The sequence below is a fragment of the Pseudomonas sp. C5pp genome (genome assembly GCF_000814065.1).
Classification (GTDB): domain Bacteria; phylum Pseudomonadota; class Gammaproteobacteria; order Pseudomonadales; family Pseudomonadaceae; genus Aquipseudomonas; species Aquipseudomonas asiatica.
This window is the reverse complement of the sequence record NZ_JWLN01000014.1, coordinates 102,355-125,702: the sequence shown is the minus strand read 5'-3', so window position 1 is coordinate 125,702 and position 23,348 is coordinate 102,355. Positions and strand designations below refer to the sequence as shown.

26 protein-coding genes and 1 tRNA gene are annotated in these 23,348 nt (G+C 63.0%); 2 read left to right on the top strand and 25 right to left on the bottom strand.

The annotated features are described in order from the left end of the window. Window positions 1–14: 14 nt before the first annotated feature. The 18 genes from bamB to trmJ all read right to left on the bottom strand — a co-directional run bounded on the left by bamB (window position 15) and on the right by trmJ (window position 15,022). Window positions 15–1,157, bottom strand: a complete 1,143-nt coding sequence (gene bamB, locus RR51_RS14000) for an outer membrane protein assembly factor BamB (RefSeq protein WP_013971028.1) — start codon at window positions 1,155–1,157, stop codon at window positions 15–17. Then, window positions 1,158–1,796, bottom strand: a complete 639-nt coding sequence (locus tag RR51_RS13995; protein ID WP_013971027.1) for a tetratricopeptide repeat protein — start codon at window positions 1,794–1,796, stop codon at window positions 1,158–1,160. Window positions 1,797–1,835: 39 nt separating this feature from the next. Beyond that, the gene (gene hisS, locus RR51_RS13990) at window positions 1,836–3,125 is read right to left on the bottom strand and encodes a histidine--tRNA ligase (RefSeq protein ID WP_039613843.1); all 1,290 of its coding nucleotides are present in this window, start codon (window positions 3,123–3,125) and stop codon (window positions 1,836–1,838) included. Between the two features lie 25 nt (window positions 3,126–3,150). Then, window positions 3,151–4,260, bottom strand: coding sequence for a flavodoxin-dependent (E)-4-hydroxy-3-methylbut-2-enyl-diphosphate synthase (gene ispG, locus RR51_RS13985; protein WP_003257869.1), 1,110 nt, complete (start codon window positions 4,258–4,260; stop codon window positions 3,151–3,153). A gap of 2 nt (window positions 4,261–4,262) precedes the next feature. Further along, window positions 4,263–5,306 carry a RodZ domain-containing protein gene (locus RR51_RS13980; protein ID WP_039613842.1) on the bottom strand — a complete coding sequence of 348 codons (1,044 nt, stop codon included), beginning with the start codon at window positions 5,304–5,306 and terminating at the stop codon, window positions 4,263–4,265. Next, window positions 5,303–6,064 carry a type IV pilus biogenesis/stability protein PilW gene (gene pilW, locus RR51_RS13975; RefSeq protein WP_013971023.1) on the bottom strand — a complete coding sequence of 254 codons (762 nt, stop codon included), beginning with the start codon at window positions 6,062–6,064 and terminating at the stop codon, window positions 5,303–5,305. The genes RR51_RS13980 and pilW overlap by 4 nt, the downstream gene beginning before the upstream one ends. 14 nt (window positions 6,065–6,078) lie before the next feature. Next, window positions 6,079–7,224 (bottom strand): 23S rRNA (adenine(2503)-C(2))-methyltransferase RlmN, encoded by a 1,146-nt coding sequence (rlmN, locus tag RR51_RS13970; RefSeq protein WP_013971022.1) that lies wholly within the window; start codon window positions 7,222–7,224, stop codon window positions 6,079–6,081. 24 nt (window positions 7,225–7,248) lie between these two features. Then, entirely contained in the window at window positions 7,249–7,680 is a 432-nt protein-coding gene (ndk, locus tag RR51_RS13965) for a nucleoside-diphosphate kinase (RefSeq protein WP_013971021.1), read from the bottom strand. 89 nt (window positions 7,681–7,769) lie between these two features. Beyond that, window positions 7,770–7,970: a Fe-S cluster assembly protein IscX gene (gene iscX, locus RR51_RS13960; RefSeq protein ID WP_003257859.1), complete on the bottom strand. Its 201-nt coding sequence runs from the start codon at window positions 7,968–7,970 to the stop codon at window positions 7,770–7,772. A 10-nt stretch (window positions 7,971–7,980) separates the two neighbouring features. Next, window positions 7,981–8,322 carry an ISC system 2Fe-2S type ferredoxin gene (fdx, locus tag RR51_RS13955; RefSeq protein ID WP_025337773.1) on the bottom strand — a complete coding sequence of 114 codons (342 nt, stop codon included), beginning with the start codon at window positions 8,320–8,322 and terminating at the stop codon, window positions 7,981–7,983. Between the two features lie 3 nt (window positions 8,323–8,325). Then, the gene (gene hscA / locus RR51_RS13950; protein ID WP_015269013.1) at window positions 8,326–10,188 is read right to left on the bottom strand and encodes a Fe-S protein assembly chaperone HscA; all 1,863 of its coding nucleotides are present in this window, start codon (window positions 10,186–10,188) and stop codon (window positions 8,326–8,328) included. A gap of 42 nt (window positions 10,189–10,230) precedes the next feature. Next, entirely contained in the window at window positions 10,231–10,752 is a 522-nt protein-coding gene (gene hscB, locus RR51_RS13945; protein ID WP_015269012.1) for a co-chaperone HscB, read from the bottom strand. An 8-nt stretch (window positions 10,753–10,760) separates the two neighbouring features. Continuing rightward, window positions 10,761–11,084, bottom strand: a complete 324-nt coding sequence (iscA, locus tag RR51_RS13940; RefSeq protein ID WP_003257854.1) for an iron-sulfur cluster assembly protein IscA — start codon at window positions 11,082–11,084, stop codon at window positions 10,761–10,763. 28 nt (window positions 11,085–11,112) lie between these two features. Then, on the bottom strand, window positions 11,113–11,499 hold the full coding sequence (gene iscU / locus RR51_RS13935) for a Fe-S cluster assembly scaffold IscU (RefSeq protein WP_003248539.1): 387 nt from the start codon (window positions 11,497–11,499) through the stop codon (window positions 11,113–11,115). A gap of 46 nt (window positions 11,500–11,545) precedes the next feature. Further along, window positions 11,546–12,760 carry an IscS subfamily cysteine desulfurase gene (locus RR51_RS13930; RefSeq protein WP_013971017.1) on the bottom strand — a complete coding sequence of 405 codons (1,215 nt, stop codon included), beginning with the start codon at window positions 12,758–12,760 and terminating at the stop codon, window positions 11,546–11,548. Window positions 12,761–12,806: 46 nt separating this feature from the next. Then, entirely contained in the window at window positions 12,807–13,298 is a 492-nt protein-coding gene (gene iscR, locus RR51_RS13925) for a Fe-S cluster assembly transcriptional regulator IscR (protein WP_008092572.1), read from the bottom strand. A gap of 179 nt (window positions 13,299–13,477) precedes the next feature. Next, window positions 13,478–14,263, bottom strand: a complete 786-nt coding sequence (gene cysE / locus RR51_RS13920) for a serine O-acetyltransferase (RefSeq protein WP_013971015.1) — start codon at window positions 14,261–14,263, stop codon at window positions 13,478–13,480. 3 nt (window positions 14,264–14,266) lie between these two features. After that, window positions 14,267–15,022 carry a tRNA (cytosine(32)/uridine(32)-2'-O)-methyltransferase TrmJ gene (gene trmJ, locus RR51_RS13915; protein ID WP_031325634.1) on the bottom strand — a complete coding sequence of 252 codons (756 nt, stop codon included), beginning with the start codon at window positions 15,020–15,022 and terminating at the stop codon, window positions 14,267–14,269. Window positions 15,023–15,173: 151 nt separating this feature from the next. On the opposite strand from trmJ, the gene suhB reads away from it, so the two are divergent. Then, window positions 15,174–15,992 (top strand): type III secretion system regulator SuhB, encoded by an 819-nt coding sequence (gene suhB, locus RR51_RS13910; RefSeq protein ID WP_003257850.1) that lies wholly within the window; start codon window positions 15,174–15,176, stop codon window positions 15,990–15,992. 71 nt (window positions 15,993–16,063) lie between these two features. Here the strand turns inward: suhB and RR51_RS13905 are convergent, their stop codons facing one another. The 6 genes from RR51_RS13905 to queA form a co-directional block, all read right to left on the bottom strand. Further along, window positions 16,064–16,606 carry a glycine zipper 2TM domain-containing protein gene (locus RR51_RS13905; protein ID WP_013971012.1) on the bottom strand — a complete coding sequence of 181 codons (543 nt, stop codon included), beginning with the start codon at window positions 16,604–16,606 and terminating at the stop codon, window positions 16,064–16,066. A gap of 119 nt (window positions 16,607–16,725) precedes the next feature. Further along, window positions 16,726–17,634 (bottom strand): protein translocase subunit SecF, encoded by a 909-nt coding sequence (gene secF / locus RR51_RS13900; RefSeq protein ID WP_013971011.1) that lies wholly within the window; start codon window positions 17,632–17,634, stop codon window positions 16,726–16,728. 10 nt (window positions 17,635–17,644) lie between these two features. Then, window positions 17,645–19,507 (bottom strand): protein translocase subunit SecD, encoded by a 1,863-nt coding sequence (secD, locus tag RR51_RS13895; RefSeq protein WP_015269010.1) that lies wholly within the window; start codon window positions 19,505–19,507, stop codon window positions 17,645–17,647. Window positions 19,508–19,571: 64 nt separating this feature from the next. Further along, a complete protein-coding gene (gene yajC / locus RR51_RS13890) occupies window positions 19,572–19,907 on the bottom strand; it encodes a preprotein translocase subunit YajC (protein WP_003259111.1) in 336 nt (111 codons plus the stop codon). Between the two features lie 42 nt (window positions 19,908–19,949). After that, window positions 19,950–21,065, bottom strand: coding sequence for a tRNA guanosine(34) transglycosylase Tgt (tgt, locus tag RR51_RS13885; RefSeq protein WP_013971009.1), 1,116 nt, complete (start codon window positions 21,063–21,065; stop codon window positions 19,950–19,952). 14 nt (window positions 21,066–21,079) lie between these two features. Further along, complete coding sequence (gene queA / locus RR51_RS13880; protein WP_013971008.1) at window positions 21,080–22,129, bottom strand: tRNA preQ1(34) S-adenosylmethionine ribosyltransferase-isomerase QueA; 1,050 nt, start codon at window positions 22,127–22,129, stop codon at window positions 21,080–21,082. Window positions 22,130–22,236: 107 nt separating this feature from the next. On the opposite strand from queA, the gene RR51_RS13875 reads away from it, so the two are divergent. After that, window positions 22,237–22,321 (top strand) — tRNA-Leu (locus RR51_RS13875). 49 nt (window positions 22,322–22,370) lie between these two features. Here the strand turns inward: RR51_RS13875 and RR51_RS13870 are convergent. Then, a complete protein-coding gene (locus RR51_RS13870; protein WP_013971007.1) occupies window positions 22,371–23,276 on the bottom strand; it encodes a LysR family transcriptional regulator in 906 nt (301 codons plus the stop codon). Between the last annotated feature and the right edge of the window lie 72 nt (window positions 23,277–23,348).

The following is a 23,348-nucleotide window of genomic DNA, read 5'->3' as shown; positions in this document are numbered from 1 at the left end:
CTTCAAGCATAGCTTCAGCGGATGGTCAGTGCCTCGAGCTTGCCGCTGTTGCCGAAGACGTAGATGGTGTCGCCGACCACAAGTGGGCGGGCGCGCAGGCCATCACTGTCGATACGCTCACGGCCGACGAAGCGGCCATCGACCTGGCTCAGCAGGTGCAGGTAACCCTCGAAGTCGCCCACCGCCACGTAGCTGGAGAACACTTCAGGCGCGGTCAGCTGGCGGCGAGCCATGGTGTCGTTGGTCCACAGGGCGCTGGACGAGCGCTCGTCGACGCTTTCGACAGTACCGGAAGCTTCGCTGACATAGACGTTACCGTAGCCCTGGGCGACACCCACGTAGCTGGAGGCATCACGCTGCCACAGCACGCGGCCGCTTTCCAGGTCCAGGCCCGCGACGCGGCCCTGGTAGGTGCTGACGTACAGGGTACCACCCGACAGCAGCAAGCCGCCGTCGATATCGACCACGCGGTCCAGCTCGGAACGACCCTGCGGGATTGCCACACGGCTTTCCCACACCGGCACGCCGTTGTTGATGTCCACCGCCACCACCTTGCCGGTGGACAGGCCGGCGACGGCCAGGCGATTGGTGGCGATCGGTGCGCCGGTACCACGCAGGGTCAGCACGGCCGGGGTGTTTTCGTAGATCCAGCGGCGGTCGCCAGTGGCGGCATCCAGGCCGATCAGGCGATCGTCCTGGGTCTGCACCACCACCACGTCACCGTTGTTGGCAGGTGGGGCCAGTACTTCGCTGGTCACGCGGGAGCGCCAGCGCTCCTCACCGGTGCTGGAGTCCAGGGCGATGACTTCACCCTTGAGGGTACCGATCATGACCAGGCCGTAGCCCACGCCGACAGCGCCGGAAACCGGCAGCTCGAGGTCCTTCTTCCACACCACGTCGCCGGTGATGCGGTCGAGGGCGAAGACTTCGCCGTTGACGTCGGAGGCGTAGATACGGTCGTTCTCGATGGCAGGTACGAGGGTATTGTAGGTCTCGCCCTGGCCGTCACCGATCGAACGGCTCCACTGCTTTTTCAGCACCACTTCCTCGGTGAACTTGGTCAGCTCGGCCGGAGGCAGTTCCTTCTTGCTGTTGCTGCTGCAACCCGCGGCCAGTACGGCCAGGGTCAGCACTGCTGCATGTTTCCAACCGATCACTTACGCGTCCCCTTTGGCCAAGTCATCCAGCTTCAATTGCAGGCCACCGACCGCCGCCTCATCGGACAACGCAGCCTTGGCTTTCTCGTAAGCGCTGTGCGCGTCGTCGGCGCGACCCAGTTGCACCAGCAGGTCACCTTTCAACTCTTCGCGGCTGGCCAGGAAGGCTTTGTCGGCGTCGCCGTCGAGCAGCTTGAGGGCATCCTCGGCCTTGTTCTGGGCGGCCAGTACACGAGCCAGGCGCTGACGCGAAATTTCGCCCAGAGTGGCATCGGCCGGCTTGTCCAGCACGCTCTTCAACTCGGCAGCAGCGTCGTCGAGCTTGCCGCTCTCGACCGCGACCTTGGCAACGAACAGGCTGCCGTACTGGGCGTAGGCGGTACCACCGAACTCGCTCTTGAGCTTGCCGGCCAGTTCCGCGACCTTGGTCGCGTCAGGCTGGCCAGTCGGCGTCAGGCTGGTCTCCAGCAAGGCCTGGTACAGCTGCGAGGCACCTTGCGACTGATTGTTCTGGTACTTGTGCCAGGTATTCCAGCCCAACACCACCACGCCAGCCAGCAGGGCACCGGTCAACAGCGGCTTGCCGTTGCGGTTCCACCAGTCCTTGACCCCTGCCAGTTCATCATCGGTACTCGACACCCCAATACTCCTTTTCGCCTATTCGCTTGTTGAACCGCGTTACGCCTGCGCGATCGCGGTTTCCAGGTGCTCAGCCAGAGCATCCCAGGCAATGTTCTGTTGTTCGCCCTGACCACGCAGGGGCTTGAAGCCGATCTCTTGCTTGGCCAGTTCGTCGTCACCGAGGATCAGGGCGAACAGCGCGCCGCTCTTGTCGGCTTTCTTGAACTGGCTCTTGAAGCTGCCACCGCCGGCGTTGACTGCCAGGCGCAGGCCCGGCAAGCGGTCGCGCAAGTTTTCGGACAGGCGCAGGCCGGCCAGCTCCGCCTGTTCGCCAAAGGCGCACAGGTAGACGTCGATCTGGCGGCTGATGGACTCGGGCACCTTGCCAAGGGTTTCCAGCAGCAGGATCAGGCGCTCGATGCCCATGGCGAAACCGACGCCCGGGGTCGGCTTGCCGCCCATCTGTTCGACCAGGCCGTCATAACGGCCGCCGGCGCAGACAGTACCCTGGGCGCCGAGCTTGTCGGTGACCCACTCGAACACGGTCTTGCTGTAGTAGTCCAGGCCACGCACGAGCTTGGTGTTGATCACGAACGGGATGCCGGCAGCGTCCAGGCGGGCCTTGAGGCCCTCGAAGTGCACGCGCGACTCTTCGTCCAGGTAGTCTTCCAGCTTCGGCGCGCCGACCAGCACCGCCTGGGTGTTCTGGTCCTTGCTGTCGAGAATGCGCAGCGGGTTGCTCTTCAGGCGGCGCTGGCTGTCTTCGTCCAGTTGCTCCAGGCGCGCCGAGAGGAACTCGACCAGCGCATCACGGTAGCGTGCACGTGCTTCGCTGGTGCCCAGGCTGTTGAGCTCCAGCTTGACCGCGTCCTGGATGCCCAGCAGGCCCCACAGGCGCCAGGTCAGCATGATCAGCTCGGCGTCGATGTCCGGGCCATCCAGGTTGAACACTTCCACGCCAATCTGGTGGAACTGGCGGTAGCGGCCCTTCTGCGGGCGCTCGTGGCGGAACATCTGGCCGATGTACCACAGTTTCTGCACCTGGCCGTTGCCGGTGATGCCATGCTCGAGCACGGCACGCACACAGGCGGCGGTGCCTTCGGGGCGCAGGGTCAGCGAATCGCCGTTGCGGTCCTCGAAGGTGTACATCTCTTTTTCGACGATGTCGGTCACTTCACCGATGGAGCGCTTGAACAGCTCGGTGAACTCGACGATCGGCGTGCGGATCTGGCTGTACCCGTAGGTGTCCAGCAGGCCGGCCACGGTGCCTTCGAAGTAGCGCCACAGCGGCGACTGTTCTGGCAGGATGTCGTTCATGCCACGGATGGCTTGCAGCGATTTGCTCACGAAAAGTCCTTACGAATTCTGTGTGTCAGCCACGGACGATCAGCGCCGCGTCGGCTTCGGCCTTTTCGGCCGCTTTCTGGCGGATGAGCTTTTCCAGTTCATCGACCAGGTTGTCGTTGGTCAGCTTCTGCGCCGGCTTGCCGTCGATGTAGATCAGGTTCGGCGTGCCGCCGGTCAGCCCCACATGGGCCTCCTTGGCTTCGCCCGGGCCGTTGACCACGCAACCGATCACCGCCACGTCCAGCGGCACCAGCAGGTCTTCCAGGCGCCCTTCCAGCTCGTTCATGGTCTTGACCACATCGAAGTTCTGCCGCGAGCAGCTCGGGCAGGCGATGAAGTTGATGCCACGCGAGCGCAGGTGCAGCGACTTGAGGATGTCGTAGCCGACTTTCACTTCTTCGACCGGGTCGGCCGCCAGCGAGATACGGATGGTATCGCCAATGCCTTCGGCCAGCAGCATACCGAGGCCGACAGCGGATTTCACCGTCCCCGAACGCAGGCCACCGGCTTCGGTGATGCCCAGGTGCAGCGGCTGCACGATCTGCTTGGCCAGCAGGCGGTAGGCTTCGACGGCCATGAACACATCGGAGGCCTTGACGCTGACCTTGAAGTCCTGGAAGTCCAGGCGGTCGAGGTGCTCGACGTGGCGCAGGGCCGACTCGACCAGCGCTGCCGGGGTCGGTTCGCCGTACTTCTTCTGCAGGTCCTTTTCCAGGGAGCCGGCGTTGACGCCGATACGGATCGGGATGCCCCGGTCGCGGGCGGCATCGACCACCGCGCGTACACGGTCTTCACGGCCGATGTTGCCCGGGTTGATACGCAGGCAGTCGACGCCCAGTTCGGCCACGCGCAGGGCGATCTTGTAGTCGAAGTGGATGTCGGCAACCAGCGGCACGCTGACCTGCTGCTTGATGCGGCCGAACGCCTCTGCGGCGTCCATGTCCGGCACCGAAACGCGCACGATGTCCACGCCGGCATCGACCAGGCGCTGGATTTGCGCCACGGTGGCGGCCACATCGTTGGTGTCGGTGTTGGTCATGCTCTGCACCGCGATGGGGGCATCACCACCCACCGGTACATTGCCGACCCAGATTTTGCGGGATTCGCGACGTTTGATCGGAGATTCGCCGTGCATGATTACTGTCCCAACTTCAGGCGAGCGGTCTCGCCACTGGTGAACGGGGCAACATCGACGGCCTGGCCGTTGTAGCTGACCTGGGCGCCACGGGCAAAGCCCAGGCGTACCGAGAACGGCGGCTTGCCGGTCAGCTCGAGGTTGTCCCCCTTGCGCTTGATGGCGCTGAACAGCACCTTGCCGTTGCCGTCGGTGACCTGGGTCCAGCAATCGGCGACGAACTGGATGGCGACCTTGGCGCTGCCAGCCGGCACTGCGGCGGCGGCAGGCTCGGCAGCGGCCACGGCCGCTACAGGTGTAGCAGGTGCAACAGCCGCCGGGGCCGGGGCAACCGGTGCTACCGGCGCAGGCGCGGCAGCAGGTGCGCTGGCGATCGCTGGCACAGGCGCCTGCTGGGCCGGTGTCGGTACTACGGCAGCGGTATCGGCAGGTGCCGGGCTTGCCGGTGCCGGTACGGCGGCAGGCTGCTCGGCTGCGCCCTGCTCAAGCGGCAGCGGCGCACTCTCAGGCTGCTGGCCAGCGGAAACAGCCTGGTCTTCAGGCTCATCGAGCGGGTGAATCTGGGTGGTGCCGTCGGCGCTTTCGACTTCGACGTGCTCCAGGGCAATCTTGGCCAGCTCCTTGCCACGCAGGCTGCCCTGGTCCTGCCACCAGACGAAGCCGCCGCCGACCACTGCCACCAGCAGCAGCAGGCTGACGCCACGCAGAATGTTGTGCGACAGGCGCACGGGCTCTTCGATACGGCCCAGCGAGTGCACGTCGCTGCCTTTGGCGTGGGTGCCGGTGTAACGGTCGAAGGCGTCCACCAGGGCAGCCTGGTCCAGGTCCATCAGCTTGGCATAGGCGCGGATATAACCACGGGCGAAGGTATGCCCCGGCAGCTTGTCGAAGGCGCCGGTTTCCACGTGGTTCAACGAACTGACAGTGAGGTTGAGCTTGCGGGCCACCTCGGCTTGTGACCAGTCCCGGTTCTCACGGGCCTGACGCAAAAGCTCACCGGGGTTCTGGCCAGGCGCTACTGCTACTTCGGGATGCGCGGCTTTCATCGTTGCTCCGACAGGTATTGCTGATATTCCGGCGTACCGGGATAAAGTCGTTGTAATTGCTGGCCCAGCTCGGCCAGTGTGCCTTGCTCGTCGAATACCCTGGCAAGGCGGCTGCCCAGCAGCAGGCTACGGGCATCGTGGTCGCTCAACTGGCTGAAACGATCGTAGTAGTCCCGGGCCGGCACATAATGCCTGTTTTCGTAGGACAACTCAGCCATTTCCAGCAAGGCTTTCGGCTGCCGCTGGTTGAGTTGCAGAGCTTTCAGCAGATACGCATGCGCCTGGTCGCGGCGCTCGAGCTTCAGGGCGGTCAGGCCCAGGTTCTCGTAAACGCGTGAGCGCTCAGGATACAGGGTATCGGCGCTGGCAAGGCGAAACATCTGCTCGGCCTCGGCAAATCGGCCCTGAGCATAAAGGAAACTGCCGTAATTGTTGCGAATTCGCGTGTCGCCGGTGCGTGCCTTCAGCGCCTTGCGGAAGTGCGTTTCGGCCAGCGCGGGCTCGCCTTCGGCCTGAAAGACCAGCGCCAGGGCGGCGTGCGCATCGGCATCACCACCATCCAGGGCCAGGGCCTTGCCCAGCGGCGCCTTGGCCTGCTCGGTCAAACCCTGTTGCAAATAACCCAGCCCAAGCTGCACATAGGCCCGCCCCGCCTCTGCCCTGCCCTGGCGGCTGGCCAGGGGATCGCCCGCGCCGCCCGACACGCAGCCGGCCAGCAGCGAAAGCGCAAGGATCGACAGCGCGGCGCGCAGGCTCATCGGCAAGGTCCCGGTCAGTGGCTGGCGGGGCTGTCTTGCAGCTCGGCGTCCGCGGACAGCTGGCGCACAGCGATGTAGCGCTCGCTGCGGCGGGTGCGGTCGTTGACCTGGCCGACCAGCTGACCACAGGCAGCGTCGATGTCATCACCACGGGTGGTGCGGGTGGTGACGTTGAAGCCACCATGGTGCAACAGATCCTGGAAGCGGCGAATGGCGTTGTTGCTCGGCCGCTCGTAGCCCGAGTGCGGGAACGGGTTGAACGGGATCAGGTTGATCTTGCAGGGTACATCGCGCAGCAGCTCGATCATTTGCGCAGCATGCTCAGGCTGGTCGTTGACGTCCTTGAGCAGGGTGTACTCGATGGTCAGCACGCGCTTGCCACCCAGGGTGGACATGTAGCCCATGCACGATTCCAGAAGCATCTTCAGCGGGTACTTCTTGTTGATCGGTACCAGCTTGTTGCGCAGTTCGTCGTTCGGCGCGTGCAGCGACAGGGCCAGCGACACGTCGATGTGCTTGGCCAGCTCGTCGATCATCGGCACCACGCCCGAGGTGGACAGGGTGACGCGACGCTTGGAAATGCCATAGCCCAGATCTTCCATCATGATCTTCATGGCGGCGATGACATTGTCGAAATTCAGCAGGGGTTCGCCCATGCCCATCATGACCACGTTGGTAATGGCGCGGTCGATCTTGGCCGGAACGGTCCCGAAGGATTTGTTGGCAAGCCACACCTGGCCGATCACTTCGGCGGCGGTGAGGTTGCTGTTGAAGCCTTGCTTGCCGGTGGAGCAGAAGCTGCAGTCCAGGGCACAGCCGGCTTGCGACGACACACACAGGGTGCCGCGATCGTCGGTGGGGATGTAGACGGTCTCGACGCAGCTGCCGGAAGCAACGCGGACCACCCACTTGCGGGTACCGTCGGCGGAAATGTCTTCACTGACCACTTCCGGGCCCCGAATCTCGGCAACGGCCTCGAGCTTTTCGCGCAAGGCCTTGCCGACATTGGTCATGGCGGCGAAATCGTCGACGCCATAGTGGTGAATCCATTTCATGACCTGACCGGCACGAAAACGCTTCTCTCCGATCGACTCGAAGAATTTTTCCATTTCCTGCAGGGTCAGGCCCAACAGGTTGATCTTGCCAGTCATGTCACTCATGGAATCACCCAAGACCTGCTTCGCTTAGCGAATGCGGTCGCACAGCTCGGTAGCGGAGAAGAAGTAAGCGATTTCGCGGGCAGCCGAAGCTTCCGAGTCGGAACCGTGAACAGCGTTTTCGTCGATGGAAACGGCGAAGTCAGCACGGATGGTGCCGGCAGCAGCTTCTTTCGGGTTGGTGGCGCCCATCAGCTCGCGGTTGGCCAGAACGGCGTTTTCGCCTTCCAGAACCTGAACGATGACCGGGCCGGAGGTCATGAAGGCAACCAGGTCACCGAAGAAGCCGCGCTCTTTGTGTTCGGCGTAGAAGCCTTCGGCTTCGGCTTTGGACAGTTGCTTCATTTTCGAAGCGACGACGCGCAGGCCGGCTTTCTCGAAACGAGTGGTGATCTCGCCGATGACGTTCTTGGCAACGGCGTCAGGCTTGATGATGGAGAAAGTACGTTGAACAGCCATGGAAAACTCCAGAAAAATGAGTGTTGCGAAAAATTAAACCCGCGAATTATACGCGGGTTCCAGGGGATTGCCTAACCTGCAGGACGCGTTCAGTCGGCTTCTTCGATCCAGGCCGCCTGGATGGCCTCGAGCACTTTCTCACCGCCGCGTGACGGATCGTCGCTGAATTCTGGCAAGGCCAGCACCCAGCGGTGCAGATCGACGAAATTCACATAACGAGGATCGACTTCCGGCTTGCTTTCTGCAAGCTGGATGGCGATCTCAAGTACATCAATCCATTTCAGGCTCATGGGGTAAACCTCAGTGCGGCGCTTCGGCGGCGTGGTTGAGCGAATACTTGGGGATCTCGATGACCAGGTCCTGGTCAGCGACAACCACCTGGCAGCCGAGGCGCGATTGAGCCTCCAGGCCCCAGGCCTTGTCCAGCATGTCCTCTTCCAGTTCGTCGGCTTCTTCGAGCGAGTCGAAGCCCTTGCGCACGATGCAGTGGCAAGTGGTGCAGGCCTTGACGCCGCCGCAGGCGCTTTCCATCTCGATGTGATGGTCGTGGGCCAGCTCCAGGATGTTGGTCCCGGGCTCGACTTCCACGGTCAGCCCTTCGGGGCAGAACTTCTCGTGCGGCAGGAATGTCACCAGCGGCATCGGTTACTCCTCGATCTCATTCAGGTTGCGCCCGGCCAATGCGGCTTTGACCGTCGAATCAAGGCGACGGGCGGCAAATGCGTCGGTCACCTGCGACAGACGCTTGGTCTGTTGCTCGATGGCTGCGCCATCGGTGCCGGCCAGCAAATCACGTAGTTCTTGCATCTGGAATTCGATGGCGTCGCGCTCGTCACTGCTGAGCAAGCGCTCACCGTCGGCGTCCAAGGCGCCCTGTACCGCTTCGAGCAGGCGCTCGCCGTCCACCTGGTGCTCGCGCAGCTGGCGGGCCTGCTTGTCGGAACCTGCGTGTTCGAAGGAATCCTTGAGCATGCGGGCGATTTCGCCGTCGGTCAGGCCGTAGGACGGCTTGACCTGAATGCTGGCTTCCACGCCCGAGCCCAGCTCGCGGGCGGCGACGCTGAGTAGGCCGTCAGCGTCGACCTGGAAGGTGACGCGGATCTTTGCCGCACCGGCGACCATGGCCGGGATGCCACGCAACTCGAAGCGCGCCAGCGAGCGGCAATCGCTGATCAGCTCACGTTCGCCCTGCAGCACGTGGATCATCATGGCCGACTGGCCATCTTTATAGGTGGTGAACTCCTGGGCACGCGCCACCGGGATGGTGGTGTTGCGCGGGATCACCTTCTCCATCAGCCCGCCCATGGTCTCGAGGCCAAGCGACAGCGGGATGACATCCAACAGCAGCAGTTCGCCACCTTCGCGCCGGTTGCCGGCCAAGGTATCGGCCTGGATGGCGGCACCGATGGCCACCACCTGGTCGGGATCGATCGAGGTCAGCGGGGTGCGCCCGAACAGTGCTCCGACGGCTTCACGCACACGCGGTACGCGGGTCGAACCACCGACCATGACCACGGCGCTGACTTCTTCCAGCTCGATACCGCTGTCACGCACGGCGCGGCGGCAGGCCTTGAGGCTGCGGGCGACCATGGGCTCGATCATGGCTTCGAAACCGGCGCGGCTCAACTCGCCCTGCCAGGTGCCATGGCTGACGCTGACCACGTCGGCGTCGGTCAGGGCTTCCTTCGCGGCGCAGGCGGTCTGCAACAGTGCGCGCTGGGTGGCCGGGTCCAGGTCGGATGACAGCCCGGCCTGCTCGATGATCCAGCCAGCAATGGCGTGGTCGAAGTCGTCACCGCCCAAGGCGGTATCGCCACCGGTGGCCAGCACTTCGAATACGCCGGCAGTCAGGCGCAGGATGGAAATGTCGAAGGTACCGCCGCCCAGGTCATAGATGGCCACCACGCCTTCGGCGTTCTGGTCCAGGCCATATGCCACGGCAGCGGCGGTCGGCTCGTTGAGCAGGCGCAGCACGTTCAGGCCGGCCAGGCGCGCAGCGTCCTTGGTGGCCTGGCGCTGGGCATCGTCGAAATAGGCCGGCACGGTGATAACCGCGCCCACCAGCTCACCACCGAGGGTGGCTTCGGCACGCTCGCGCAGCACCTTGAGGATATCGGCGGACACTTCCACCGGGCTTTTCGGCCCCTGCACGGTGTCGATGAACGGCATGTGCGACTCACCGCCAACGAAGCGGTACGGCAGCTGCTCGCCCAGTTGCTTGACGTCGGCCAGGCCGCGCCCCATCAGGCGCTTGACCGACAGCACGGTGTTCAGCGGGTCGCTGGAAGCGGCATCGCGTGCAGCCTGCCCCACTTCGTTGCGCCCTTCGAGGTAGCGCACCGCGGACGGCAGAATGACATTGCCCTGCGCGTCGGGCAGGGGCTCGCTACGGCCGCTGCGCAGTGCGGCGACCAGGGAGTTGGTGGTACCCAGGTCGATCCCCACCGCCAGGCGGCGCTGATGCGGCTGAGGGCTTTGACCGGGTTCGGCAATCTGCAGTAGGGCCATGCTTATCTGAATACCTTAGGTGCTATCACGGGCAGCACCGGGTTAATCGTCGAGGCGCTCTTCCAGTTGGCGCACTTCTTGGGCGAGCTTGTCGAGGAACTGCATGCGGCGCATCAGGCGTTCGGCCTTGTCGCGCTCGCCTGGGGCGTCCCAGCAGGCGGCAAAGTCCTCGTTCAGCGTGTCCTGGGCGACCTTCAGGCGCTTCTTGAACACGGCCACGCCATCGAGGTCGGCTTCGTCCTGCAGTTCTTCGAGCTCTTCACGCCACTGCATCTGCTGCAACAGGAAGTCAGGGTCGTGGACCGTGACCTCCTGAGGCACTTCGTGGCCGCCGATGGCCAGCAGGTAGCGGGCGCGACGCGGCGCACTGCGCAGTGTCTGGTAGGCGTCGTTGAGGGCCGCGGACTTTTCCAGCGCCACGCGCTGCTCGCGCTCGGAGGCGTCGGCAAAGCGGTCGGGATGGACTTCGCGGGCCAGCTCGCGATAGCGAGTGGCCAGCTTGTCGAGATCCAGGCGGAAGCTTGGCTGGAGGTCAAACAATGCGAAATGACAAGGAGTGCCCACAGCCAGCCTCAAACGTTGAAGCTTTCGCCGCAGCCACACTCACCGCGCACGTTGGGGTTGTTGAACTTGAAGCCTTCGTTCAACCCTTCCTTGACGAAGTCCAGTTCGGTGCCATCGAGGTAGACCAGGCTCTTGGGATCGATGATCACCTTGACGCCATGGTTCTCGAACACCTGGTCCTCGTCCGCCAGCTCGTCGACGAACTCCAGCACGTAGGCCAGGCCCGAGCAACCGGTGGTGCGCACGCCCAGGCGAATGCCTTCGCCCTTGCCGCGCCCTTCCAGGGAACGCCGCACGTGGTTGGCGGCGGCTTCTGTCATGCTGATAGCCATCAGGACTCCTTACCTCGCAACAGGCGACTTAGATCAAGCCTTTCTTCTGCTTGTAATCGCGTACGGCTGCCTTGATGGCATCTTCGGCGAGTACCGAGCAGTGGATCTTGACCGGCGGCAACGCCAGTTCTTCGGCCAGCTGGGTGTTCTTGATGGTTTCGGCTTCGTCCAGGGTCTTGCCCTTCATCCACTCGGTGGCGAGGGAGCTGGAAGCGATGGCCGAACCGCAGCCGTAGGTCTTGAACTTGGCGTCTTCGATCACGCCCTGCTCGTTGACCTTGATCTGCAGGCGCATCACGTCACCGCAGGCCGGGGCGCCGACCATGCCGGTACCGACGTCCGGGTCTTCGGCGTTCATCTTGCCGACGTTGCGCGGGTTTTCGTAGTGGTCGATGACCTTTTCACTGTATGCCATGGTGCAATTCCTTCCTCATCAGGGAGCCGCTCTTGCTGGCGACTGCTTAGTGGGCGGCCCACTCGATCTTGGAGATGTCAACGCCGTCTTTGTACATGTCCCACAGCGGCGACAGCTCACGCAGTTTGTTCACGGCCTCGCAGACTTTCTGCGCGGCGTAGTCGACTTCTTCTTCGGTGGTGAAGCGGCCGAAGGAGAAGCGGATCGAGCTGTGCGCCAGCTCGTCATTGCGGCCCAGGGCGCGCAATACGTAGGACGGCTCGAGCGACGCGGAGGTGCAGGCCGAACCGGACGATACGGCGATATCCTTCAGCGACATCAGCAGCGATTCGCCTTCGACGTAGTTGAAGCTCAGGTTCAGGTTGTGCGGTACGCGGGCAGTCTTGCTGCCGTTGACGTACAGCTCTTCGAGGTCCGAGACCTGCTTGAAGAAGCGGTCGCTCAGGGCCTTGATGCGTACGTTTTCCGCGGCCATTTCCTGTTTGGCGATGGCGAAGGCTTCGCCCATGCCGACGATCTGGTGGGTCGGCAGGGTGCCCGAACGCATGCCGCGCTCATGGCCACCGCCGTGAATGATGGCTTCCAGGCGTACGCGAGGCTTGCGGCTGACGTACAGCGCGCCGATGCCTTTCGGGCCGTAGACCTTGTGCGCCGAGAACGACATCAGGTCGACCTTCAGCTTTTGCAGGTCGATTTCGACCTTGCCGGCCGATTGCGCGGCGTCAACGTGGAACAGCACGCCGCGCGAGCGGGTCAGTTCACCGATGGCGGCGATATCGTTGATCGAGCCAACTTCGTTGTTCACGTGCATCAGCGAAACCAGGATGGTGTCGTCGCGCAGCGCCGCCTCGACCATGGCCGGGGTGACGATGCCGTCTTCGCCTGGCTCGAGGTAGGTGACTTCGAAACCTTCACGCTCCAGCTGGCGAGCGGTATCCAGGACCGCCTTGTGCTCGATCTTGGAGGTGATGATGTGCTTGCCCTTGGTCTGATAGAAGTGCGCGACGCCCTTGAGTGCGAGGTTGTCGGACTCGGTGGCACCACTGGTCCAGACGATTTCGCGCGGATCGGCGTTGATCAGTTCGGCAACCTGGCGGCGACCGTTCTCGACCGCTTCCTCGGCTTTCCAGCCAAAGACGTGGGAGCGCGAAGCCGGGTTACCGAAGTTCCCGTCGACCAGCAGGCAGTCGGCCATCTTCTGGGCCACGCGTGGGTCGACCGGGGTGGTCGCGGAGTAATCGAGGTAGATCGGCAACTTCATTTGTCTCTCCTATCAGGCGGTGGCGTCGCTCGTCGTCCCGGTGGGATCAATCGACGGCGGACGTCTCAATCTTGTCCAGCTGGGCGGTTCGGCCTGCGACACGACGCAGGTCCTGGCGCTGGGCGACTTCCTGCACCTCACGGCGCATGACGAGGTCGGCCAGGCTTATACCGCTGAGGAATTCATGGATCTGCTGGCTGAGGTCGCACCACAGGTGGTGGGTCAGGCAGGTATCACCGGCATGGCAGTCCCCGAGGCCCTGACAACGGGTGGCATCGACCGATTCGTTGACCGCATCGATGACCTGGGCCACCTGGATGGTTTCCATGCCCCGCGACAGCTGGTAGCCACCGCCTGGACCACGCACGCTGGAGACCAGGCTGCTGCGGCGCAGCTTGGCGAACAGCTGTTCCAGATAAGAGAGGGAAATGCCCTGGCGCTCGGAAATGTCGGCCAAAGACACCGGCCCATGCTGCGCGTGCAACGCCAGGTCGAGCATGGCGGTCACGGCGTATCGGCCTTTGGTAGTCAGTCGCATGGCTATTGGGTACCACGGGAGTTACAGGATGTGAGCGAGTATGCGATTCCCGAGCATTTAAGTCAACTATTAGACCTAGTGCTTTAGTCGGGTTTGCATCGGGGAGGCGGGCGCGATTGTAGCAGACAGGGGGCGTGAGCACACGCCCCGTATGTCACCATGATTTCAGCGCGGCGCAATCAATGTGACTGAGTGTCGCGCTGAGCCACCTGGGCAACTTCCTTGAAGTCATCTTCCGGCAGGGCTGGCAGTTCCTTTGCGCAGTAATCACTGCCCATCTTGGTCAGGGCGCCGCACATGCCCTCCAGCCGTTCGTCGACTGCCTGCAGGTGGTCGAGCATCTGACCGATGGCACGGGCCACCGGGTCGGGCATGTCGCCACTGACGCCATAGGCATCGAAGCCGATCTTTTCAGCCATGGCCTTACGCTTGGCCTCGACCTCGTTGTCTTCGCTCTTGACGATGATTCGCCCGGGGATACCAACCGCCGTAGCTCCCGCCGGCACGGCTTTGGTCACCACCGCATTGGAACCGATCTTGGCCCCGGCGCCGACGGTGAACGGGCCCAGCACCTTGGCCCCCGCCCCTACCACCACACCGTTTTCCAGGGTGGGGTGTCGCTTGCCTTTGTTCCAGCTGGTGCCGCCCAGGGTCACGCCCTGATAAAGGGTGACATCGTCGCCGATCTCGGCGGTTTCGCCGATGACGATGCCCATGCCGTGGTCGATGAAGAAGCGCCGTCCGATGGTGGCGCCGGGGTGGATCTCGATGCCGGTCAGCCAGCGGCCGAAGTTCGATACCAGGCGGGCCAGCCACTTGAAATCACGCTTCCACAGGGCATTGCCCAGGCGGTGCAGCCAGATGGCGTGCATGCCTGGGTAGCAGGTCAGCACCTCAAAGGCGTTGCGCGCAGCCGGGTCACGGTGGAATACGCTTTGAATATCTTCACGCAGGCGTTCGAACATCTGTCAGTCCTTCCGTTTATGCGGCTCGCCCCGGACCACTTTCTGGGTCTCGGTGAGGATGCCGCGCAAAATGCTCATTTCCGAACGTTCGACCGCCACCCGCCCATACAGCCGGCGCAGGCGCGGCATCAGGTGCTTGGGCTTTTCGGGGTCGAGAAAGCCGATACCGACCAGGGTCTTTTCCAGGTGGTCGTAGAACAGCTCCATTTCGTCCATCGTCGCCAGCTCGCTGGCGTCAACCTTCTCGACTTTGCCCGGCGCTGCACCGGCGGCAAGCCAGGCCATGCGCACCTCGTAGGAGAGCACCTGGACAGCGGCGGCCAGGTTCAGCGAGCTGAAGTCGGGGTTGGAGGGAATGTGCACGTGGAAGTGACATCGCTGCAGTTCTTCGTTGGTCAGGCCGGCATGTTCACGCCCGAAAACCAGGGCGATTTCCTCGCCACCGTTGGCATGCTCCACCGCCTTGGCCCCGCACTCGCGTGGGCCGATCAGCGGCCAGGGGATGCTCCGCTCGCGGGCGCTGGTGCCCATTACCAGGTTGCAGCCGACCAACGCCTGCTCGAGGCTGTCGACCACCTGGGCGTTGTCCAGCACATCGTCGGCACCCGAGGCTCGGGCACTGGCATCCACGGCGGGGAACTCTTTCGGCTGCACCAGCACCAGACGCGACAAGCCCATGTTTTTCATGGCACGTGCAGCGCCGCCGATGTTGCCGGGGTGGCTGGTATTGACCAGAACAACACGAATATTTTGCAGCAAGGTGTTGTGCTCACAGATGCAGGAATCAGGGCCTTCGATCTTACAGAACCGACAGACGTAACGCCATGAAAGCAAATGTGACACTTCTGCCGCCAAAGTTTTCTGCTAGAATGATCGGCTTTCTTCTTTAACATCTCCAGGTGACCCGCCCATGCAGCCTATGCTGAATATCGCCCTGCGCGCCGCTCGCAGCGCCAGTGAACTGATTTTCCGCTCCATCGAACGCCTGGATAGCATCAAGGTCGATGAGAAAGAGGCCAAGGACTACGTCTCCGAAGTCGATCGCGCCGCCGAGCAGAGCATCGTCAACGCCCTGCGCAAGGCCTACCCGAACCACTCCATCCAGGGCGAGGAAACCGGCCTGCACGCGGGTAGCGGCGAAGAAGGCAAGGATTACCTGTGGATCATCGACCCGCTGGACGGCACCACCAACTTCCTGCGTGGTATCCCGCACTTCGCGGTCAGCATCGCCTGCAAATACCGTGGCCGCCTTGAGCACGCCGTGATCGTCGACCCGGTTCGCCAGGAAGAATTCACTGCCAGCCGCGGCCGTGGCGCCCAGCTCAATGGTCGCCGCCTGCGTGTCAGCTCGCGCACCAGCCTGGAAGGCGCCCTGCTGGGTACCGGCTTCCCGTTCCGTGACAGCCAGATGGCCGACCTGGACAACTACCTGGGAATGTTCCGCGCCCTGACTGGCCAGACCGCCGGCATTCGCCGCGCCGGCTCCGCCAGCCTGGACCTGGCCTACGTGGCCGCCGGCCGTTTCGACGCTTTCTGGGAGTCGGGCCTGTCCGAATGGGACATGGCGGCCGGCGTGCTGCTGATCCAGGAAGCGGGCGGCCTGGTGAGCGACTTCAACGGCGGCCATGACTTCCTCGAGAAGGGCCATATCGTTGCGGGCAACATCAAGTGCTTCAAGGCCGTGCTGACCGCTATCCAGCCGCACCTGCCAGAGAACATGAAGCGCTAAGCGCGGATTGCCGGCAAACAAAAAAGCACCCCTCGGGGTGCTTTTTTTATGCCTGTCGAAGCCATGCGGCCTTACTGGCCGGCTTCACTCAGGATCAGCTTGCCATTCTTGTCCAGTGGAATGGTCGAACCGGGCTCGTGATCCATCTTCACCTGCCCGACCTTGTCGCCGATGGTGTACTTCACGTTGTAGCCCACCACCTTCTCACTGATATCGTTGACCGTATTGCAGCGGGTTTGCGTGGTGGTGTAGGTGTCACGCTCCTGCATGCCCTCCTGCACCTTGTTACCGGCATAACCACCACCGACCGCACCGGCAACGGTGGCGATCTTCTTGCCGCTACCACCACCGATCTGGTTACCCAGCAGGCCACCGGCAATGGCGCCCACCACGGTACCGGCGATCTGGTGCTGGTCCTTGACCGGCGCCTGACGCGTCACGGCGACGTCCTTGCAGACCTCACGGGGGGTTTTTACCTGTTGTTTGATCGGTTGCACGTCGGTGACCTGTGCATATTCAGGCCCCTTGTTGACCAAGCTGTAGGTCGCGACAGCACCTCCGGCAGTCACACCGACAGCACCCAGTACCGCACCCACAAGCATTGATTTGTTCACATGAACCTCCTGATCATCACCCGCGGGTCCGACCCGCCTTCTCCCAGCCTTGGAGTAAAAAAAAAGGCGCGAGTTCAACACTCGCGCCTTTTTGGCCGCCAAACGGCGTGGAGCACGCCTTATGGACGGTCGTCCACACCATCGGTCTTGGCTGGCGGGATCAGGTCTTCACTGCTCAGGTTCAGCCAAATCAGTACCACGTTGGCGATATAGATCGACGAATAGGTACCGGCCATGACGCCGATGAACAGTGCCAGCGAGAAGCCGAACAGGTTGTCGCCACCGAAGAACAGCAGCGCGGCAATGGCCAGCAAGGTCGAAACCGAGGTGGCGATGGTCCGCAGCAGGGTCTGGGTGGTGGAAACGTTGATGTTCTCGATCAGCGAGGCCTTGCGCATGACGCGGAAGTTCTCGCGCACCCGGTCGAACACGACGATGGTGTCGTTCAGCGAGTAGCCGATGATCGCCAGCACCGCTGCCAGCACCGTCAGGTCGAAGGTGATCTGGAAGAACGACAGGATACCCAGGGTCACCACCACGTCGTGGATCAGCGAGACGATCGCGCCCACGGCGAACTTCCATTGGAAGCGGAAGGCCAGGTAGATGAGGATGCCGCCCAGGGCCAGAAGCATGCCCATGCCACCCTGGTCGCGCAGCTCTTCACCCACCTGCGGACCAACGAACTCGACACGCTTGACCTTGGCCGGATTGTCGCCGCCAGCCTTCTGCAGGGCTTCAGCTACCTTGTTGCCCAGCTGCGGGTCATCACCCGGCATGCGCACCAGCAGGTCGGTGGTGGCACCGAAGCTCTGCACTACTGCTTCGTGGAAGCCGGAATTGACCAGCTCGGCACGCACCGCCTTGAGGTCGGCCGGGCGCTCGTAGGTCAGCTCGATCAGCGTACCGCCGGTGAAGTCCAGGCCGAAGTTCAGGCCCTTCTGCCACCAGCTGAACAGAGCCAGCACGGTGAGGAGCACGGTAACGGCGAACGCGACATTGCGCACGCCCATGAAGTTGATGGTTTTCATCGCAGCTCCCTCAAACCCACAGCTTCTTGATGTCACGCCCGCCGCAGGTCAGGTTGACCATTGCACGGGTCACCATGACGGCGGTGAACATCGAGGTGAAAATCCCGAGGGACATGGTGACCGCAAAGCCCTTGACCGGGCCGGTACCCATGGCGAACAGGATGCCGCCGACCAGCAGGCTGGTCAGGTTGGCGTCGATGATCGCGGTGTAGGCGCGGTTGAAGCCTTCATGAATGGCGCGTTGCACCGACATGCCGGCGTTCAGCTCTTCGCGGATACGCGAGAAGATCAGCACGTTGGCGTCCACCGCCATACCCATGGTCAACACGATACCGGCAATACCCGGCAGGGTCAGGGTGGCGCCCAACAGCGACATCAGTGCCAGCAGCAGGACCATGTTGCCTGCCAGGGCGATGGTGGCGATCACACCGAAGGCGCGGTAGATGGCGATGATGAACAGCGAGACGAACAGCATGCCCCACAGCGACGCATCGATACCCTTGGTGATGTTGTCGGCACCCAGGCTTGGGCCGATGGTACGCTCTTCTGCAAAGTACATCGGCGCAGCCAGGCCACCGGCACGCAGCAGCAGGGCCAGTTCGGACGATTCGCCCTGGCCGTTCAGGCCGGTGATGCGGAACTGGCTGCCCAGCGGCGACTGGATGGTCGCCAGGCTGATGATCTTCTTCTCTTCCTGGAAGCTCTGTACGGCAACGTCCTTCTCGACGCCGTCGACGGTCTGCTTGACGTAGCGGGTGACCGGCTTCTGCTCGATGAAGATCACCGCCATGCTGCGGCCGACGTTGCTGCGGGTAGCGCGGGTCATCAGCTCGCCACCGTGGCCATCCAGGCGGATGTTCACCTGCGGGCGACCTTGTTCGTCGAAGCTGGCCTGGGCGTCGGTTACCTGGTCACCAGTGATGATCAGGCCGCGCTCGACCGCGGCGGAACGGCCGCCTTCACGGAACTCGAACACCTCGGTGGTGGCCTTGGATGCGCCTGGCTCGGCACCGAAGCGGAACTCCAGGTTGGCGGTTTTACCCAGGATACGCTTGGCTTCGGCAGTGTCCTGCACGCCTGGCAGCTCAACCACGATGCGGTTGGCGCCCTGGCGCTGTACCAGCGGCTCGGCCACACCCAGCTCGTTGACCCGGTTGCGGACGGTGGTGAGGTTCTGCTTGATCGAGTATTCGCGGATCTCGGCGACTTTCGCCTGGGTCAGCGCCAGACGCAGCACGGCGAGCTCGTTGCGCTCGGTGGTGGTCAGGTCGAAGTCATTGAAATTCTTGCGGATCAGGACACGAGCCTGTTCGCGGGTAGCATCGTCAGCGAAGCCCAGCATGATGCCGCCATCCTGTTGAGGCAGGCTGCGGTAGCGGACGCGCTCTTTGCGCAGCAAGGTCTTGACCTCGCCTTCGTAGACTTTCATGCGGGCGTTCATGGCCTTGTCCATGTCCACTTCCAGCAGGAAGTGCACACCACCGGACAGGTCCAGGCCCAGCTTCATCGGGCTTGCGCCCAGGTTGCGCAGCCATTGCGGGGTAGTCTGGGCCAGGTTCAGGGCCACGACGTAATCATCGCCCAGTGCCTTGCGCACTACATCCTTGGCTGGTAGCTGGTCTTCCTGATTGGTCAGGCGGATCAGCCCGCTGCCCTTCTCACCCAGGCTCACGCCCTTGACGGCGATCTTGGCATCGCCCAGCGCCTTGCTGACGCGGTCGAGGTCGGCCTGGTTCACCTGCAGCGCCGAGCTGGCACCACTGATCTGTACCGCCGGATCATCCGGGTAGAGGTTGGGAGCGGAATAAATAAAACCGATCGCCAGTACCAGCACGATCAGTGCGTATTTCCACAGAGGGTATTTGTTCAGCATCACGCCGCCCGTTCAAGACGCGGGGCGCTTTGCGCGCCCCGACTGGAAAAATGAAACCGGTAACTCAGATAGCCTTGAGCGTACCTTTTGGCAGGGTGGCCGCGATGGCACCCTTCTGGAACTTCAGCTCGACGTTGTCGGAAACTTCCAGGACCACGAAATCATCGGAGACCTTGACGATCTTGCCAGCGATGCCGCCGTTGGTGACAACTTCGTCACCCTTCTGCAAGTTGCTCAGCAGGTTCTTCTGCTCTTTTGCACGCTTGGCCTGCGGGCGCCAGATCATCAGGTAGAAGATGACCAGGAAACCGACCAGGAAAATCCACTCGAAGCCGGTACCGGCTGGGCCGGCGGCAGGTGCAGCGGCGTCCGCGTAAGCGGCGGGGATCAAGAAGCTCATTGGGCACTCCTAATGTAATTTTCTAATAATGGATGCAGACAGTCAGTCCAAAGGCGGCACAGGAAGCCCGCGCTTGGCGTAGAAGGCGTCGACAAAGGCGGCCAATTTACCTTGTTGAATAGCCTCGCGTAAACCGGCCATCAAGCGCTGGTAATGGCGCAAGTTGTGGATGGTATTCAGCATGCTGCTCAGCATTTCGCCGCACTTGTCCAGGTGATGGAGATAGGCGCGGGAGAAGTTGGTGCAGGTGTAGCAGTCACAGGTCGGATCCAGCGGCGAATCATCGTGGCGATGGAACGCATTGCGAATCTTGATCACCCCCGTATCGACGAACAGATGACCGTTGCGCGCGTTACGCGTCGGCATCACGCAGTCGAACATGTCGACGCCGCGGCGCACACCCTCAACGAGATCTTCCGGTTTGCCTACCCCCATAAGGTAACGAGGTTTGTCAGCAGGCATCTGGCCCGGCAGGTAATCCAGCACCTTGATCATTTCGTGCTTGGGCTCGCCCACCGACAGGCCACCGATGGCCAGGCCGTCGAAGCCGATGTTTTCCAGGCCTTCCAGCGAGCGCATGCGCAGGTCCTGGTACATGCCGCCCTGGACGATACCGAACAGCGCCGCAGTGTTGTCGGCGTGGGCGTTCTTCGAGCGCTGGGCCCAGCGCAGCGACAGCTCCATGGACGCGCGCGCCACATCGTGCTCGGCCGGGTACGGGGTGCACTCGTCGAAAATCATCACCACGTCCGAGCCCAGGTCACGCTGCACCTGCATCGACTCTTCCGGGCCCATGAACACCTTGGCGCCATCGACCGGCGAGGCGAAGGTCACGCCCTCTTCCTTGATCTTGCGCATGGCGCCCAGGCTGAACACCTGGAAGCCACCGGAGTCGGTGAGGATCGGGCCTTTCCACTGCATGAAGTCGTGCAGGCCGTTGTGCTTCTTGATCACCTCGGTGCCCGGGCGCAGCCACAGGTGGAAGGTGTTGCCCAGGATCATCTCGGCGCCGATGGCTTCGATGTCGCGTGGCAGCATGCCCTTGACCGTGCCATAGGTGCCCACCGGCATGAATGCCGGGGTCTCCACGGTGCCACGTGGGAAAGTGATGCGGCCACGACGGGCCTTGCCGTCGGTGGCCAGCAGTTCGAAGGACATTCGACAGGTGCGACTCATGCTTGATCCTCGGGCCCGCGTGGCGCCGGATTGCGGGTGATGAACATGGCATCACCGTAACTGAAGAACCGGTACCCCTGCTCGACCGCTGCCGCGTAGGCGGCCATGGTCTCGGGGTAGCCGGCGAAGGCCGAGACCAGCATCAGCAGCGTGGACTCCGGCAGGTGGAAGTTGGTGACCAGGGCGTCGACCACATGGAACGGCCGGCCCGGGTAGATGAAGATGTCGGTATCGCCACTGAAGGCCTTGAGCACGCCATCGCGCGCTGCGCTCTCCAGCGAACGCACGCTGGTGGTGCCGACTGCGATTACCCGGCCACCACGGGCGCGGCAAGCCTCGATGGCATCGACCACCTCCTGGCTCACTTCAAGCCACTCTTTATGCATGTGGTGGTCTTCGATCTTGTCGACCCGCACCGGCTGGAAGGTGCCCGCGCCCACGTGCAAGGTGACGAAGGCACGCTCTACACCCTTGGCGGCAATCTTCTCCAGCAGCGCCTCATCGAAGTGCAAGCCTGCGGTCGGTGCGGCGACTGCACCGGCTCGTTCGGCGTACACAGTCTGGTAGCGCTCACGGTCGGCGCCCTCGTCGGGGCGGTCGATGTACGGCGGCAGCGGCATGTGGCCGACACGGTCGAGCAGCGGCAGCACCTCTTCGGTGAAGCGCAGCTCGAACAGCGTGTCATGGCGTGCGACCATTTCGGCCTCGCCGCCGCCATCGATGAGGATGACCGCGCCTACCTTGGGCGCCTTGCTGGCGCGCACATGGGCCAGCACCCGATGGCTGTCGAGCACGCGCTCGACCAGCACTTCCAGCTTGCCGCCGGAAGCTTTCTGGCCGAACAAACGCGCCGGGATCACCCGGGTGTTGTTGAACACCATCAGGTCGCCGGGGCGCAGATACTCGAGCAGATCGGGGAATTGCCGGTGCGCCAGCGCGCCGGTTGGCCCATCGAGCACCAGCAGACGGCTGCCATGGCGCTCGGCCAACGGGTGGCGGGCGATCAGGGAATCGGGGAGTTCGAAGGAAAAATCGGCGACGCGCATGATGATGTTCGGTTCGGCAGGGCCGGGAAGTTTAGCCCAATGTGTGAAAATTGACCATGAAAGCCGATTGACCGACCAGCGGTGGCTCTCTATACTGCGCGCCACAAGCCCTGATGGCGGAATTGGTAGACGCGGCGGATTCAAAATCCGTTTTCGAAAGGAGTGGGAGTTCGAGTCTCCCTCGGGGCACCAAGATCCGGAAAAAACCGACCTTATGGTCGGTTTTTTTTTGCCCGTCCGGTCAGCGCCAGCGATCCAGCTGCCCCTGGGCACGGCTGCTGAAAATCGTCAGCAGCTCGCTCAATGTATGCGGTGACGGTTCGGCAGTGCGGGTGACCGCATACAAGGTAATCGGCAGCGCCGGGGCCAGCGGCCTGATCGCGGTCGCCCCAGGCGCCGCGCCAAGTGCGGTGAAGGGATCGATCACCGCCAGCCCGGCACCGGATTCGACCATCGCCCTGGCCAGTGAATAGGTTTGCACCGCGATGCTCACCCGTGGCGGCGGCTCCACCGCCTTGAGGTAGCTTTCGAGGCGCACCGACAGCGGGTCGGCGCTGGACAGCCCGATCATGGGCGCACCGGCCAGTGCCGCCAACGGCAGCGGCTTGCCTTCATCTTCCAGCGGCCAATAACCTGCCGGTGCCAATGCCACCAAAACCCCGCTGGCCAGCGCCTGAGCCTTGAGCGCAGGGTGATCTGGCTGTTGCAAGGTCAGGGCGACATCGATCTCCCGCATCAACAGGTTCTGCACCAGTTCGCGACTGTGGGCGCTGGACAACTCGCAGGCGATATCCGGATAACGCTGGGTCCATTCATGAATGGCCGGCGGCAGCAGCGACAGGGCCAGTGCCGGGGTCGCACCGATCCGCAGGCTGTGGCCTGGCGCGCGACGCAGGCTTTGCGCCAGGCGTCGCACCCCTTGCAGGCTCTCCGTGACCTTGTCGACCTCACGCTCCAGCTCCAGCGCTTCGGGCGTGGGCTGCAGCTTGCCGCGCACCCGCAGGAACAACGGGAAGCCCAGTTGCTGCTCGGCGTGCTGCAGAACCTTGGTCACGGCAGGTTGGGAAACGTGCAGCAACTGTGCGGCACCGCTGACCGAGCCGGTCTGGCGGATGGCCTGGAAAATCTCGATATGGCGAAGGCGCATGGCAAGTCCATAACCTTTGTTTATGGCTCAGCGATCTTTATTCATTTTTCGCCACCTGTCACCTGGCCCTAA